This window comes from Lentimicrobiaceae bacterium (genome assembly GCA_020636745.1).
GTDB lineage: Bacteria > Bacteroidota > Bacteroidia > Bacteroidales > Lentimicrobiaceae > Lentimicrobium.
The window spans coordinates 174,154-190,934 of the sequence record JACJXH010000007.1 but is presented as its reverse complement, the minus strand read 5'-3'; the positions used below and the strand labels follow the sequence as shown (position 1 = coordinate 190,934).

Sequence of the window (16,781 nt, the reverse complement as noted above, 5' to 3'; positions counted from 1 at the left end):
AATTACCAGTTTACCACTGATTTGTTGAAAATATCTTCTACAAGCGCTTCATTGATTTTAGTAATCAGGTCAGATTCGACTGATGAAAGATTCTGACTTGAGCTATAATCCTCGTAACGGGAAAATGAAGTTTCAAAATTATCTTTTGTGCTGAATTTGTTAACATACCTGACGTTAACTGTAATCTTGAGCCTGATGAGTGCAGCTTGCTGTTCACCTGTAATAGCCACTGGCTCAGTAGTATAACCGGTAATTTCGCCTTCAAAATGCAGATCTCCGCCACGTGGAACCAGATTAAGGTTGGTTTGTGAAGCAAATTTATCGCGCAAGGCATCGGTAAATTGCTGACTAAGCGTAGGTTGAACAAGTTGTGCCTTATTCGGGAACAGGGAAATAGAAACAGTTTTTGCCTCAGGAGGTACCGATGCCCCTGTAAATGAATAAACTCCACAACCCGAAAGCATGAACACCATTGAAGAAAAAACTATCAGAAGGCTCAGAAGGCCTGTTTTTTTCCGAATGCCAGTGCCGTTTTGACTATTCAATACCATATTCCTTGATTTTTCTATAAAGCGTACGTTCGGAAATGCCCAGTTCCTTGGCTGCAATTTTACGTTTTCCACCATGTTTTTCAATGGCACGACGAATAAGGTCTACCTCTTTTTTCTGAATAGAAAGAGATTCTTCCAATTCTTCATGGGTATAAAAAGTATCCAAAGGATGGGGCTCGTTACGAGGCTGAACCTCCACCTGGGGAATGCTGGAAAAGTTTTCATCAAACTCTTTGTAGAGTTGTGTTAATATGGGCTGATGTTCACGCTGCAATTCATGGCTCAAATCGCTATGGTCAACAATATCCACAACAAGTTTTTTCAACTCATTGATATCGCGTTTCATATCAAACAAGACCTTGTATAGCAATTCACGTTCTGAAAACTCTCCACCGGCCTGCTCTTTTTGGTAAAGCACCGGCAAATCGCGGCTTTCCTGGGGCAGATACTTCTGAAGGTTAAGCGAGGTTATAAGACGGCTTTCTTCAATAATTGAAATTTGCTCCGTAATGTTTTTTAATTGTCTGACATTTCCCTGCCATCTGTAGTTCATCAGCATGATACGTGCCGACTCGTCAAGTTCAAGAGGAGGCATACGATACTTTTCGGCAAAATCAGCCGCAAATTTCCTGAACAGCAGCACGATATCGTCATTTCTTTCGCGCAAGGGCGGGATATAGATTGGAACCGTATTTAATCTGTAATAAAGATCCTGTCTGAATTTACCTTTTTGAATGGCATCAGGTATATCAACATTGGTTGCCGCCACCACCCTTACATCTGTTTTGATTACCTTGGAAGAACCTACTTTAAAAAACTCGCCGGTTTCCAATACGCGCAACAACCTCACCTGTGTTGACAACGGCAGCTCTGCCACTTCATCAAGGAAGATAGTTCCACCATTCACCACTTCAAAATATCCTTTGCGAGCTTCATGAGCGCCTGTAAACGATCCTTTCTCATGCCCAAAGAGCTCGGAATCAATCGTCCCCTCAGGTATGGCACCACAGTTTACAGCAATATAGGGGCCATGTTTGCGGCCACTCAGATTGTGAATAATTTGCGGAAAAACCTCTTTACCAACACCACTCTCCCCATTGATTAAAACTGTAATATCAGTTGCTGCCACTTGCCGGGCTATATCAATTGCCCTGTCGAGCAATGGGGAATGACCAATAATGCCAAAGCGTTGTTTTAGTGATTGAATATCCATTTTATTTGAACTACTTACTTTAATTTCAATGCAAAATTAACAAATAATGACCTCTTTATGTCATAAAAAATGCAAAAACTGACATTTTGTCAACGAATGAGATGCCATACAATATTAAACCGGTGCCGCAAATTTCACGGCACCGGTTTATGACATTTGATTGATCAATTATAATCAGCAAACACAGCTTTTTTTCATTCACTCAGATATTGGGCTGACACCCATTTTTCATTGATATCAATCCGGCACCACCCGTCTTGCGTTTCGTATACCAGCACTTCCGTGTTTTTCGGAAGAGAACCCAAGGCTTGAAACCGGGCACCGGGGCCCGACCTGATATTCAAACTATCGGACAATACATGGCTTTTGCGAACTTTTATGACATACCTTTCAGCAATCCATTCGCTGGTTTCAGCAATGCGCAGCCAACCGCCGGCAGATTCGTAAATATTCACCATGGCTCCTGCACTTAACTTTCCGGCAAGCCCAAACCCGGTTCCCGGACCTTGCCGCACATTGAGTGTTGAAGCAGAAACTATTCCTGCTTCAGGAGTAACCGGATGAACAGGAGCAACAGTACCTGAAACCACTCCTCCCAGGGCCGACATTTCCTGCTTAATCAGTGGAATGAAGCCCGCATTGGCATCTTCAACCTTATTCCCTCCAAAAAAAGCGGTGCCAGGGCAACTTTTTGTAACACCTTCACCATTCAATCTCATCCCGTTATTCAAATCATACCAATGATGATACACAACATGGTCAGTATCAACAGGCAGATTAAATTTACGGCAAAGCAAAGCATTAATTTTAAGGATAGTGTGACGATGAGCAGACGACATCTGGTCTTTATCTTTGTCAAAATTGCCAAAATGCTCAATACATATTCCTTTTGAATTATGGCCTTTAATCCCCACAGGCACTTCATTTAACGGACGGCAAACAGCCACTTTGCCATCAGGGAAGGTGGTTAGTGTCTGCGCAATATTGCTCCACCCGTTGTTAACCATGTGGTAATCCTTCATTGACTTAAGGCGAGCAAAATGATTGCTACCCGTAAAATGCGTATAATCTGGCAAATAGGTGTGATGATTCTGAATAAGGGAAATAACCCTGCTGACCTGTTGCGTATCAAGCCAATTGCCAAATTCATCAATATCCATCAGGTGAAATCCGAATTTTGTTTCCATAAGCTTCCGTTTTTTGAGTTTGATTCATGCAATTCATTCATCAACAATCAAATAAACAGCAAACCAGCTTAATGGTTTTTGCAGAGCAATACTTAACAAAAGCATGGAAATACAAGTAACGAAAAGCGCCTTTTGAATGTCAGTTTACTGGAATAAAGCGAATCAAAAAATCTATAAATTATAGATACCGGCTTTATATTTTGCCAGATTAGCAGGAACAGCAAACCAGTTGATGGTTTCGCGAAGCCCCTCTCTGATATTGTATTCAGGCTTCCAGCCTGTTAGGCCAACTATCAATTTATTGTCACCCCACAAACGGAACACTTCTGAATTTTCAGGTCGCAGCCTTTGATGATCGGTAATAAAATGAACATCACTTTGCATCAGCTCTTTGATAATATTGAGCGTATCAGCCATAGAAATTTCGAAATTAGAAGCAATATTGACCTCCCTGCCAATGGTTTCATTACAACGGGCGATGGCCAAAAATCCTCTGGCGGTATCTTTTACAAAATTAAAGTCGCGGGTCGGTGACAGATCCCCGAGCTTTATTTCACTTATGCCATTAGCTATCTGGGTAATAATGGTTGGGATAATGGCACGAGCCGACTGTCTGGGGCCATATGTATTAAACGGTCTGGCGATGGTCACCGGCAGGTTAAAAGCATTAAAAAAGCTCATGGCCATGGCATCGGCTCCAATTTTTGAAGCTGAATAGGGCGACTGGGGTTGTTTGGGATGTTTCTCATCAATGGGCACATACTGAGCTGTACCATAAACTTCAGACGTAGAGGTCACTATCACACGAATTCCGCCAAGTTCCTTGGCAGCCTGACAAACATTAAGCGTTCCCCTGATGTTGGTATCAACATAAGTATCAGGTGCATGATATGAATAGGGAATAGCAATAAGCGCAGCCAGGTGAAAAACAATATCAACGCCCTGCATAATATGCCTGACAAAGTGGGGGTCTCTTACATCACCAGTGACTACCTGTAGATTCTCAACGGCCTTGATATCTTCAAGCCAGCCCCAATAGTTAAACGAATTATAGTAAGACAGGGCAACAACACTATAGCCTTGCTGCAGCAGCAATTCTGTCAGATGAGAACCAATAAACCCGTCGGCGCCTGTTACCAATGCTTTTTTCATAATCTTACATTAAGTTCACAAAAATAACCCAAATTGCACAAGGCTGGTTGTACAAAAATTGACTTGCCGGCTGAAGCACATCCAGCACTTTTGGCTTTTACATTTCATTTAAAGTAATCTCTTTCAAAGCAAGCGAATTCAAGCAAGTTTATCTCAGACAAAGCGCGACGAAATGAAAACCGAACAGAATACAATCCCATTACTCCTTTTACGAAACAATAAAAGACTTAAATAAAGCAGCAATAAGGAGATTTTCAAGAATGCGCTACATTTATAGCCAAAGCATCATTGTTGATTCAGCCAAATCCGGCTTTTATATCCGGCTTAACGCCTCACCTTTGCACCTGTTTCTTTTTCCAGTACTTCGGCCAACCTGTCCATAAATTTATCAATATCCTTATCGGTCAGGGTTTTATTTTCATCCTGCAAAATAAAACTAATGGCATATGATTTTTTACCGGACTCAATTTTATCTCCTTCGTAAACATCAAAGAGGTTAATTCTTTTGAGCAATTGTTTCCCGGTTTTAAAAGCAATAGCTTCTATTTCTGAATATTTGACTGACTGATCAAGAACCAGTGCCAAATCGCGGCGAACTTCCGGAAATTTAGGCACTTCGCGATAGGAAACTGTATGCTTTCTGACAGCATGAACCAGATTTTCCCAGTGAATACAAGCATAAAATACGGGCTGAGCAATGCTAAACTGCTTTAGCAGCTTTTCGTTTAAACGACCAATGGCACATAAAGGTTTTCCATTCATTTGATACACTTCACCTACTGTCAGATATGCAGGCAAATTTCCGCCAGGCTGCAGACGGCTCATTTCGATGCCGGCTTTTCGCAAAGCCCCGGCCACAAAAGCCCTGAGCGCATAAAAGTCGGATTTTTTCTCAGCTACATACCAATTTTCGGGCAGCTGCGCTCCTGTCATAAACAAAGCCAGCTCCTTATGTTCACGGTAATTACGATTAACATCACCCTTTACATTGGCACCGGTTAATTCATACACAAATCCAAATTCGTAGAATTTAAGATTCAACTGGCGGCGATTCAGATTGTGAGAAACCGATTCAAGCCCGCTAAATAACAGTGTCTGGCGCATGGTATCCAGTTCGCGTGAAAGCGGGTTCAGTATTTTAACACTTTTCTCCTGCTCAAACCAGGCATTGCCTTCGTAATAAATTGAACTACTGAGTGAATTGGTCAGAATTTCATTAAAGCCGTTGCTTGTTAGAAAATCGGCAGTAATGTTCTGTAGTTTTTCCCTATCAGGCTTTTGATGATATGAAATGCTGGAATGCAGGCCATCTCCGGCTTCAATACGGTTATAACCATAAATCCTGAGAATTTCTTCAATCACATCAGCAATACCAGTCACATCAACCTTAAAAGGAGGCACGGCAATCTCCAGACCTGAATCACTTGTTTCCAGCATGTTGATGCCCAGTCCGGAAAGAATCACCTTAATATCTTCAGCAGGAATATCCTGACCAACAAAACGATTTACATAATCAAAAGTGAGGCTTACTTTTTTGTGTTCAACAGGTGAAGGATAAACATCAACTATATCAGAAGAAATTTGCCCACCAGCAATCTCTTTGATGAGCATAGCTGCACGTTTTAGAGCAATAACTGTAATTTCAGGGTCAGTGCCACGCTCGAAACGGAACGAGGCATCAGTTTTAAGCATATGCAACCTTGATGTTTTGCGCACCGACACCGGGTTAAAGCAGGCACTTTCGAGAAAAACAGCCGTTGTTGACTCAGTTACGCCTGACTTTGCGCCTCCAAAAACACCCGCAATACACATGGGCTCTGTTGCATTGCAAATCATCAGATCTCCTGCGCCCAATTTACGTTCAGCCTGGTCAAGGGTTACAAAAGGAGTTCCTTCGGCAAGTTTTTTAACTATGACTTTACTTCCTGTAACCTTAGCATCAAAAGCATGCAAAGGCTGGCCGTACTCAAATAAAATATAATTGGTAATATCCACAATATTGTTGATGGGCCTGATTCCGATTGCTTTCAACCTGTTAACCATCCATTCCGGAGAAGGACCAACTTTGACACCTGAAACCGTAATTCCTGAATATCTTGGACAGGCTTCGGCATCTTCCACCACAACTTCAACCGGGAGTGACAGATTATCAACCTTAAAATCAGACACATCAGGTGTTAGCAGTTTAACACCGCTAGTCTCTAAACCTCTGGCCACAATAGCTGCTGCCAAATCGCGGGCAACTCCGATATGTGAAGCTGCATCAGCGCGGTTAGGAGTTAACCCGATCTCAAAAACAAAATCGTTGCTGATTCCAAAGAAGTCAGCAGCAGGCATGCCAACCTCAACTTCAGGAGAAAGCACCATAATGCCATCGTGCGAGTTACCAAGACCGAGCTCATCCTCAGCACAAATCATTCCTTCTGACAGTTCGCCCCTGATTTTTGATTTCTTGATTTCAAATGATTCCTCACCCTTATAAATGATGGTTCCGATGGTAGCAACAACTACTTTTTGTCCTGCAGCCACATTGGGGGCTCCGCAAACGATATGTAACAGCTCAGGCGCACCAACATCCACAGTGGTAACACTGAGTTTATCAGCATTCGGATGGCGTTCGCAGGTTTTCACTTCGCCGGTAACAACCCCTTTTAATCCGCCTTTAAGCGACTCAAAAGTTTCAATGGCCTCCACTTCAAGACCAATATCCGTTAGTAACAGCGAAATTTGTTCAACACTCAGGTTAGTATTGATGTATTCTTTAAGCCAGTTGTATGAAATCTTCATTGTATTGTGTTTAAGGAAGGGCAAATTTAAGGATAATTGGGGAATGAGATGGGTAAAAATTAAATCGGGCAATCTGCAGGCTATCAGCTGGCAAATATTTCAATATTAACTAATCTTCCCCCAGTCATTGGCGCTTATCTGCAGGTATCTGAGCATAGGAAGATTTTCCAGCTTTTTCAATTCGGGATCGTCAGTAAGGGTTCGGTGGGCAAATTCGCGGGCAATCTTCAGCAATTTCTCATCCTTCACCAGACTCGCCAGTTTAAGTCCAACCAGTCCGCTCTGCTGTGTACCCTGAAGGTCACCGGGGCCGCGCAGGTGAAGATCCACTTCAGCTATCTCAAAGCCATCAGTCGTTTTTACCATTGTATCAAGACGTTTTCGGCCATCAGCAGTAAGCTTGTAACTACTCATAAGAATACAGTGAGACTGGTCGGCGCCCCTTCCCACTCTTCCACGAAGCTGATGCAGCTGCGACAAACCGAATCGTTCAGCATTTTCAATAACCATAACCGAAGCATTTGGAACATCAACACCAACTTCAATCACAGTAGTAGCCACCATAATCTGGGTTTTCTTTTCGATAAAGCGGCGCATTTCACTCTCCTTCTCGGCAGCCTTCAATTGACCATGCACCACACTTATCTGGTATTCGGGCAAGGGGAAATACCTTGAAACGGTATCAAAGCCATCCATCAAATCCTGCAAATCGAGTGATTCCGATTCGTTGATTAAAGGATAAACCACATAAATCTGCCGCCCCTGAGCAATCTGGTCTTTCATAAAGCGAAAAACCCGAAGTCTTTCTTTTTCAAAAAAGTGATAGGTCTTGACAGGCTTTCGGCCGGGTGGCAATTCATCAATTACAGAAACATCCAAATCACCGTAAAGTGTCATGGCTAAAGTACGTGGGATAGGAGTCGCTGTCATTACCAGGATATGTGGTGGAATCTGACTTTTTTCCCACAGACGGGCACGTTGCGCCACTCCAAACCGGTGTTGTTCATCAATCACAACCAAACCCAGATTTTGAAATCTAACCTGATCTTCAATCAATGCATGGGTACCAATCAGTATATGTAAAGTTCCGTCCTGAAGTTTTTCGTGCAGAACTTTTCTGTTCGCTTTTTTGGTTGATCCAGTCAGTAACACCACTTCAACAGGCAAACCTGCCAGCATTTTACCAATGGTTTTAAAGTGCTGGGTAGCCAGAATTTCTGTGGGAGCCATAAGGCATGCCTGGCAACCGTTGTCAAGCGCAATCAGCATCGACATAAGCGCAACCAATGTTTTTCCGCTTCCCACATCTCCCTGCAATAAACGATTCATTTGTTTACCACTTCCCAAATCGGCTCTTATTTCCTTCACCACTTTTTTTTGGGCATTGGTAAGTTCAAAAGGAAGATTCTGATGATAAAATGAATTAAAATAAGCACCTATATGGCTGAAAACCCGGCCATGCACTTTCTCCATTCTCACATATTTGAGCCGGAGCAACTGCAACTGAATAAAGAAGAGCTCATCGAATTTCAACCGTTCCTGCGCTTTGGCTAAAGCCTGTGGATTGCGCGGAAAATGAATATTGATCAATGCTTCTGCCCGAGGCATTAATTTGAGAGCCGACAGAAGGTTCTGATTGAGCGTTTCAGGAATAACATATTGAACCAGTTGAAGCAGGTTCCGCATAATCCGTGCAAAATTTTTGGGAGTAAATCCACGGCTTTTAAGCTTTTCGGAAGTTGGATAATAGGGTTGCAGCGGTTCGTTCTGAATCAGTATCTCCTCATCGGCTGGTTCGATATCAGGATGCGTAAAGTTATACCGCCCGTTAAAGTAATTGGGTTTCCCAAAAATTATAAACTCTTTTCCGGGCTTTACCTTATCCTTAATCCATTTAACGCCCTGAAACCAAACCAATTCAATCTCTCCGGTATTATCGCGAAAGTTCATTACCAAACGCTGGGCCCGACCGGTCCCTAACGTTTGCATTCCGGTGATTTTCCCTTTTAACTGAAGCCATGCAGTATCAGTGTTCACCTCGGCTACGGTGTAAAATTTACTGCGATCAACATATCTGAAAGGGTAATAAAGCAGAAGTTCGCCGAAGGTTCGTATTCCGGTTTCCTTGCGCAGAATCTCGGCTCTCAAAGGTCCTACACCTTTCAGGTATTCAACAGGAGTATCAAGTAAATTCACCACTAAATGAACGGTTTAAAAACTCAAAGGCAAATATACAATATAGCGGGTGACCATAAAACAAAAACCGCCCGGCTTTATAAAACAGGGCGGTTTACAATATTTTGATAATTTCTAGAACTCCCAGAGATTATGCTCAAAAGTAAACAGGTCATTTTTAACCCTGTCGGCTTCCATCAAAGCATCAATTCCGGTTGCATAGTCAGAAATTCGTCTATCGTATACATTGTCTTCCTTGTAGATATAGCTGGTGAACATACGTTTCCAGAAGATATCATCATAAGTTTTGCGGGCAGCGCTGTTATTTCTATTGAAGACTTCAGCTTTAGCCAACACCTGACGGGCTTCGGGGAAATAAATCCAGTAGAGAGGATCATAAGCCCTGAAAAGGCCATTTTCATCAAAATTATCGCGCACCGGACAAATACCTAAAATGCGAACCTCCATAACCGAGCGCTGTTTATCGAAAAACCAGTCTTCTTTGATTCTGAACCGTTTAACATCTGAAGGATTAAATTTAACAGAAATAACGGTATCATACCAGTCGTAAGGCGGGTAAGGACGTTGCATAGGAACAGAATCAACTCGTTCGAGTCTGTTCATGATTTCCTGATAAGTTAAAGGAACCAGGAATTCGTCGGTTGAAGAAGAAGCATCGTAGGCTGTAATGGTACCTTCCTTTAAGGCATCCATCAGCACCTGCATAAGGCTGCGTAAATCGTTATGAGGAACTTCAGGATAATAAAAAGCCTGATTCATTTTTTCGCGCAGGTCAATCACGCGCCAGATACGTTTGCTCCAGATAACATCAGCCTCACGTACCCACGGATAGGTAATAGGCTTCTTCTCAATGGTAACTTTCTTATCGTAAATACCATCGCGCGGTGGGCTATCGAGCACCTGAGAGATACTTGTTTTTGCAAAACCAGCCATCAATAAAACAATGGCAAGAAAACCAAATACTTTTTTCATCCGTTAACTTATTTGTTTGTGGCAAGCCGAACCCGACTACCAGAATTTCAATTTTTGGCCGCTAAACCGGCATATTTTCTTTAAATTCCAATCCGGCAAGGTTGATTAATACCCAACCGGATTGGGATTAAATAAACGACTATCCAGGAACTATTATTGTATTATCAAACTGATTGTACCTAACTTACGATTTCCGTCAGGGCCTTTTGCCATGATATTTTCGAGCCAGATACGCTGTCCTCTTTTACAGTTTGAGATAAAATTCTGCATTTCCTGGGTCAACTGATTTCCATTACCCGGACGCTCGAAAGTATCACCACTTTTGATTCCAACAAAGCTGAAGGAAACAATTTCGAAGTTGAGGTCAAAGTCGAAATCTTCGGGCATTTTAGGAATAATAGCTCTTGAAGCAAGCAACATATTTTTTGCTACAGGACCGCCATCAGTATTGGCAATATAAGCTTTTGGATCCGGAACACGTTTGATACGGAATTCAGCACTCCCCATATTACGGGTTGTTTTGCCATCATTATGCTTAACCGTAACAGTTGCTTTTGAGCCCAGAGGCACTTTAACAATCCAGTTTTTCCCATCAGGAGCACGTCTGATTGTACCAGTTGAAATGTCGGCAGAGATTTGCGATTCGGGAATACCTGAAGCTGCAATAGAAACCGGATTTTCAACATTGGCATAGAAAACGTTCATTTTTGTAGGGGCCACTGTTAAGGAAGGAGTCATTACAAAATAAGATTCCTCAAAAGGATACTCTTTGGGTTCTCCATCAGGGCCTTTAACTTTCATGGTACCACGATAGGTTTGTAAACCAGTAGCATTTGCGCTAACAGTATACTTTGCAATACCACCTTCAGCAGGGAGTTGCCTTCCGCCAATGATAACCTCGGGATTTTGCTTGGAGTCGATGGCCGCAACCATAATCTCGGCTTCGTAGTTATCACCTTTGAAAACGAGTTTCGAATTAGGGATTACTCTGGCAGCAACCTGATCTGTTTTAAAGTCATTCGCTGAAACAGAGTTGAAGAGTTTGGTAACAATGTCACCTTCAATGGTTCTGACGTCTGCAATCAGTTTATTGAGAAAAGTTACATTGGCAGCAAGAATAATATGGTAGAAATTATGCATCTCCCAATTTTGTTTTGCGCCACTGGCATCGCGGAAAGGACCTTCGGTATCCAGTCCAAGTTTAATACCGGCCCTGTCCTGCTCATCAAGTAAATTTACAATCTCTTTTTTATAGAGCTCAATTCTATCTTTAATCTCCCTGGATTTTCCTTTCGAACCATCCTGTGAGTTTCCGATAAAATAATTGGTTGATTCGTCGTACTTATCTTTAGATTCTATCTGTCCGAGAGGAATATCACGAACAGCTTCAACAGTACTTCTTTCAGACTTGGCAATAACCTCATATTTAGCTTGTTCGATAAATGAAACAAGATCGTCGGAAAGCTTTTTTGCTTCCTTAGCTTTAGCCCAGAAAGGACCCACTTTTGCTTCATTTAACAGATTCTGTTGTTCAAACCTTGCATAGGTTTCGCTGTTCCTGGATTTGAGGTTTTCATTGGTTCCCTCAATACTTCGGTTTACAATAACGAAAGCCTCAATAATCTCAACAGAAACATTCAAAGCCAGTAGCGCAGTCAACACCAGGTACATCATCGCGATCATTTTTTGTCGCGGTGTCTCCTTGTATCCAGCCATAATTTTTATTTAATAAGTTTTGTAAGAAAATCTGTGAATAGCCCGCGTTACTTAACGTTAACATTCATAGCAGCAAGCATATTGCCATAAACGTTGTTGAGTGCAGAAACCTTTTTGGTTAAATTATCGAGTTCCTGTCTGTAACGGCTCATATCATCGCTCGAACCACTGATATTACTCAGATACTGGTTGATGCTGGCATGAAGTTTATTGGTATCTTCAACATGCGTGTTTGAGCTCTTCAGCTGAAGTTCATATACAGCATTGAGGGCTGAAAGATTACTTGAGATTTTCTGCAATTGCTCACTGTATGTTTTGTTATCAAGACCAGCAAAATCAAATTTTTCAATTGATTTTGACAAGGTTTGAGCTGATTGCTGATAAGTAGCAGCCAGTTGATTTGAAGTTTCAGAAGCTTTAGCAATTGAAACAGACAGTTCGTTTACAGATTTAGATGCATTGGTCAGATTCTTTGTATAGTCATTGGTAGCAACAGCAGCACTTGACATATCGGCCATTTTGCCGGCGTTTTCACTGAGTGTGCGCAGGCCATTACCAAGACTTTGAATCAGTTCAGGACCAATTTTTGCTTTTTCAAGCATTCCATCCAGTTCCTGAGTAGGAGTTTTTCCTTTGGGTCCTTTAGTACCTTCACCGCCATGATACATACCGGCTAACTCTGGATAAACAAGACTCCAGTCTGGTTCAACATGTGGTGGTTCAAAAGCTGAAAAGAAGAAAATCAGGGCTTCTGTTCCCAAACCAACAATAAGCATTTCGTTAGCTCCGGTATAGTGATTAATTTTAAACAAAGCTCCAAGAATAACTACGGCTGCTCCCCATCCATATAGTTTTGCCATGAAGTTTCTGAACCCCTTACCTCTGACTAAATTGTTCAATCCCATGATGTTAAGTGTTAATTTGTTGATTTAGTGTTTGTTAAATATTTAGTCCAATCCCAAATTGATCATACTTAAGCAAAAAAGTAATCCCGATTAGTTATAAATTTTTGATGCTCTGGCAGGATTATCATCTTTCTGTCGTCCCATAAAATTCTGAACACAACGGAATCCGATATAACTTTTGGCAGTATCCTGAAATTCATAAGTACGGGCATTAACCTGAAGGTAATAAGAAATATCTTTCCAAGAGCCGCCGCGCACAACTTTCCTTTTGAGTGCGGGGGGATCGCTGTCTTTTGCATTATAACTGTATGCCGGATTCATATCCCAGGTAAAATTGTAGGATGATTCGTCGTAAGCATCATTGGTCCATTCAGCAACATTTCCAGCCATATCGTACAATCCAAAATCATTGGCAGGATAGTGGGCTACAATTACCGGAGTAAGTCCGCCATCATCTACATAATTACCACGCAGGGGTTTAAAATTAGCGAGGAAGCATCCCTTTTCGTTGCGGGTATATGGCCCGCCCCAAGGATATGGACTGAATGAATTGCCACCACGTGCAGCCCATTCCCATTCAGCTTCGGTAGGGAGCCTGAACTCATTCACTACGGCATTTCCTCTGCTGTTGAGGTATGCACGCAGCAATTCGGTGCGCCAGATACTAAAAGCTTTAGCCTGTTTCCAGTTTACTCCAACTACAGGATAATTATCGTAGGCAGGATGCCAGAAATAGCGCTCAGTCATAGGATCATTATATGAATAGGCATAATCATGAATCCAGGCAAGTGTATCGGGATAAACATTGATAACCTCTTTGCGAACATAGAGTGAACGGTCTTTTAAGCCCTGAGGACGATTGGCCAGGCCAGCATTGATAGGATCTCCGGATGAAAAATCTTTACCGGCGGCAGCTTTAAGGTCAACCCAGTAATATTCATAAAAAAGTTTACGGGTATCAATTTCTTTGCGGCGGAAATAACGCTCATGCTCAGGCAGAAACATATCAGAGAGGGCTTCGCGCTCTTCTTCACCATTCCATTTGATTTCAGTTTTCCAGTTAAGAAAAGCAGGATCGTAGGTTTCGCCTGTTTTTTTATTTTCAGTAATCAGATATTCTTCTTCCTTTACTTCACCCAGTTTGCGACGTGCTATGGAGTCGCGTACCCAAAAAACAAACTGACGGTATTCATTGTTGGTAATTTCAGTCTCGTCCATGTAGAAAGCACTCACGGATACTGTGCGAGGATCGTTGATATGGGCATAAGGCACATCCTGATCGCCAACACCCATGGTAAAACTTCCCATAGGAATATAAGCCATACCATAAGGATCGGGCTGATAAAATTTCTCACGCTTAGAAACACCTACGAGTTCGCCGTTTCCTGAATTGCCACAGCTACTCAGAATAACGGCAGCAATGAGGTAGTTGAAGAGTCTTTTCATGTTTGTTACTGATTTTAATGCAAATAACGGTTTTTACCTCAGGTTTATTTTAGGTTACCGATTTTTTTGAACCGACAAAAATAGTTATAATGTGTATTATTCCAAATTTCGTTTATAAGAAACGCGTGTTGCGGAAACTTCTGCGCGCTTTCTCCAATTCGAGTTTGAAGCAATATCTTACCATAACTTCATGACTTCCTGCTCCTCCGATTCTGGAAAGAGGGATATCATAAGCATAGCCAAAACTTATATCTTTAACTTTCATTCCTACCATTACAGCAGCAGTTTCCTGGATTCTGTAGGTCAATCCGCCCCAGAATTTCTGATTATACTGTAAAATAGTATTAAAATCCAGTTGAATGGTTGATCCGTCATATTTGGCAAAAACCCCCGGAATCAATACAAAAGCAGGGTTACGAATCCATGAGATTTCATAACCGGCTGTTGCATAGTAATGCCGGCGAAGTTTAAACTCAGTTCCGGCGGTACCGGTTCCGAGCTGCCTTGAGCCTTCCAGCAATTGGGTTGCCGACAGCCCCATGTATAATCCATTGGGTTGAATATAGAATGCCCCAACTGCCAGGTCGGTAAACATGGTACTTTCATTGCCTCCCTGAAGCAGCTGATCTCCGGCGTCAACAGGTTTAAATTTAGAGAAATCAAGCGATTTGTTTAAGAATCCAACGTTGAAACCGATTCCGAGCTCTCCATCTCCCAATGAACGGTTGTAAGCGTAGCCCAGCTTAACATAAACGTCTTTAAAATAGCCTATTTTATCCTGCATCACAACCGCTGAAACGCCACCTCTGAGCAGTCTCACAGGAGAATCGCCGGAAATAACATAAGTTTCCGGAGAAACTTTGGTTCCTTCGGCATCCTCAATACCCATCCATTGCTGACGAATAATTCCGGTTACACAAATGGCGTCGCGCAATCCGGCATAACCGGGATTGACAGCCATATGATTAAACATATTCAGTGTAATCTGGGGTTCCTGCTGTGCAGATACCCCAAAGGGCAACATACCACAAATAACCAGTAAAATTACTGGTTTGAGCAGGTTCCTGAAGAAAGACTGTTTAGTTAAGCTTATCATTTTATAATCAATCCGCTAATTGAAAAACTGTTTGCTCAGGTTTGATTTTAAATCGCTGTATGAATCTTACGGGCCAACCACAAAAATATTTGCCGTATTTCCCGAAACAGCAAAGTTACTAACCTTAAAAAAGCAGTTTTATTTTATAGCTGCCGATTTATTTATCCGAATTAGACACAAAAGTAATACTTTCAGCTTTCCAAATGATAGTTATGTAAAAAAAGATGTTGCTTATGAGGCCTCCGATGAAAAAAAAACAGCCATTCTTTGTTTTTTCGCAGGATTCCAGTTAAAACTTTCTGCTTTCCCAATAATAAAATGCTTTACAAAGTCTGCTACTGAACTTCATAAATTTCAACGACATGCACATTTGAGATTTCATGAGATTTTAAGATCAAAATGGTTGATGCAATGAATGACTCAATAAATCACAGAATTTAACAACAATATTTTTCCTTAAAGAACATCAATTATCCCATGCCGGTTATGCCAATTATTTAACGGGATGGCATGAAAATTTAAAAAATCTCCATAGCTTTGCAGCCCCTGATTCAAATATATATTCATCTCATTAACAATAAACTAACATGACATTTCTTGTAAAAGAGAAGCTTTTTTCGAAAAAGTGGTTTATATCAAATACATTAATTGTAGTTGGTTCATTTATACTGGCAGCAGGTTTTGTTTTTTTTATCAACCCTTATAACATAGTTCCCGGGGGCGTATATGGCATCGGCATTGTGGTACATCATCTTTCGAGAGGCCTTTTTTCATTCTGGCCTACCGGTATACCCATCGGCTTGTTTGGCCTGTTACTGAACATTCCGCTAACGATTCTGGGAATTAAAATACTCGGGCCGCGTTTTGGCGTTAAAACTGTCCTTGGATTTGTTTTAACCTCCGTTTTTATGGATCTGCTAACTATGGTGGTTGGTGAACAAGACCCCCTGGGGCTGGCAGACGACATCCTTATGGCCTGTGTGTTTGGCGGAGTGCTGATTGGTTTTGGACTGGGACTGATATTTAAATCCAAGGCTACTTCAGGCGGTTCCGACATTGTAGCCATGATTATTGCCAAATACACCCGCTTACCACTTGGCCAGCTTATGATTTACGTTGACTCGGCCATTGTTCTTCTTGCTTTGGTTGTTTTTCAGGATTGGAAAATCCCCTTGTATTCATGGATTGTTATTTTTGTAACCGGCAAAGTCATTGACATTACCATGCAGGGTGTCAGCTATGACAAAAGCCTGATTATCATCTCTGATCAATTCGAACTTATCAGAGATAAGATCATCAATGATTTACGCCGGGGCGGAACTTATATCCCCGGTAAAGGGATGTTTAACAATTCAGAAAAAACCATCATTTTTACCGTTCTTAATCGTCGCGAGTTAGCTATTCTTGAAGAATACATTCATCAGGTTGATCCTAAAGCATTTGTTACAGTGATGGACGCTAACGAAATTCTTGGAGAAGGGTTTAAGTCGTTGAAAGAGAAAATTTCCGAGTAAAAACCGAATTCACAAACAACAGAAACTTAAATCTAACTTCTCATAC

The 16,781-nt window shown here is 41.7% G+C and carries 12 protein-coding genes; 1 reads left to right on the top strand and 11 read right to left on the bottom strand.

Annotated elements, in window-relative coordinates; translation table 11 throughout:
* Nucleotides 1-2: 2 nt before the first annotated feature.
* The 11 genes from H6541_11705 to H6541_11655 form a co-directional block, all read right to left on the bottom strand.
* Nucleotides 3-551 carry an LptE family protein gene (locus H6541_11705; protein ID MCB9016454.1) on the bottom strand — a complete coding sequence of 183 codons (549 nt, stop codon included), beginning with the start codon at nucleotides 549-551 and terminating at the stop codon, nucleotides 3-5.
* Nucleotides 538-1,764: a sigma-54-dependent Fis family transcriptional regulator gene (locus H6541_11700; GenBank protein MCB9016453.1), complete on the bottom strand. Its 1,227-nt coding sequence runs from the start codon at nucleotides 1,762-1,764 to the stop codon at nucleotides 538-540. Before H6541_11700 ends, H6541_11705 begins: the two co-directional genes overlap by 14 nt.
* Nucleotides 1,765-1,958: 194 nt before the next feature.
* Nucleotides 1,959-2,951 (bottom strand): SH3 domain-containing protein, encoded by a 993-nt coding sequence (locus H6541_11695; protein MCB9016452.1) that lies wholly within the window; start codon nucleotides 2,949-2,951, stop codon nucleotides 1,959-1,961.
* A gap of 171 nt (nucleotides 2,952-3,122) precedes the next feature.
* Entirely contained in the window at nucleotides 3,123-4,103 is a 981-nt protein-coding gene (locus H6541_11690; protein MCB9016451.1) for an SDR family NAD(P)-dependent oxidoreductase, read from the bottom strand.
* A gap of 324 nt (nucleotides 4,104-4,427) precedes the next feature.
* Nucleotides 4,428-6,890: a phenylalanine--tRNA ligase subunit beta gene (locus H6541_11685; protein ID MCB9016450.1), complete on the bottom strand. Its 2,463-nt coding sequence runs from the start codon at nucleotides 6,888-6,890 to the stop codon at nucleotides 4,428-4,430.
* Nucleotides 6,891-6,995: 105 nt separating this feature from the next.
* Nucleotides 6,996-9,089 (bottom strand): ATP-dependent DNA helicase RecG, encoded by a 2,094-nt coding sequence (gene recG / locus H6541_11680; GenBank protein MCB9016449.1) that lies wholly within the window; start codon nucleotides 9,087-9,089, stop codon nucleotides 6,996-6,998.
* 111 nt (nucleotides 9,090-9,200) lie between these two features.
* Complete coding sequence (gldN, locus tag H6541_11675) at nucleotides 9,201-10,058, bottom strand: gliding motility protein GldN (protein ID MCB9016448.1); 858 nt, start codon at nucleotides 10,056-10,058, stop codon at nucleotides 9,201-9,203.
* Between the two features lie 153 nt (nucleotides 10,059-10,211).
* A complete protein-coding gene (gldM, locus tag H6541_11670; GenBank protein MCB9016447.1) occupies nucleotides 10,212-11,774 on the bottom strand; it encodes a gliding motility protein GldM in 1,563 nt (520 codons plus the stop codon).
* A 47-nt stretch (nucleotides 11,775-11,821) separates the two neighbouring features.
* Nucleotides 11,822-12,679, bottom strand: coding sequence for a gliding motility protein GldL (gene gldL / locus H6541_11665; GenBank protein MCB9016446.1), 858 nt, complete (start codon nucleotides 12,677-12,679; stop codon nucleotides 11,822-11,824).
* 90 nt (nucleotides 12,680-12,769) lie between these two features.
* The gene (locus H6541_11660) at nucleotides 12,770-14,125 is read right to left on the bottom strand and encodes an SUMF1/EgtB/PvdO family nonheme iron enzyme (protein ID MCB9016445.1); all 1,356 of its coding nucleotides are present in this window, start codon (nucleotides 14,123-14,125) and stop codon (nucleotides 12,770-12,772) included.
* 112 nt (nucleotides 14,126-14,237) lie between these two features.
* Entirely contained in the window at nucleotides 14,238-15,221 is a 984-nt protein-coding gene (locus H6541_11655) for a type IX secretion system membrane protein PorP/SprF (protein ID MCB9016444.1), read from the bottom strand.
* Nucleotides 15,222-15,808: 587 nt separating this feature from the next.
* Between H6541_11655 and H6541_11650 the strand changes: the two genes are divergently transcribed.
* Nucleotides 15,809-16,735, top strand: coding sequence for a YitT family protein (locus H6541_11650; protein ID MCB9016443.1), 927 nt, complete (start codon nucleotides 15,809-15,811; stop codon nucleotides 16,733-16,735).
* Nucleotides 16,736-16,781 lie beyond the last annotated feature (46 nt).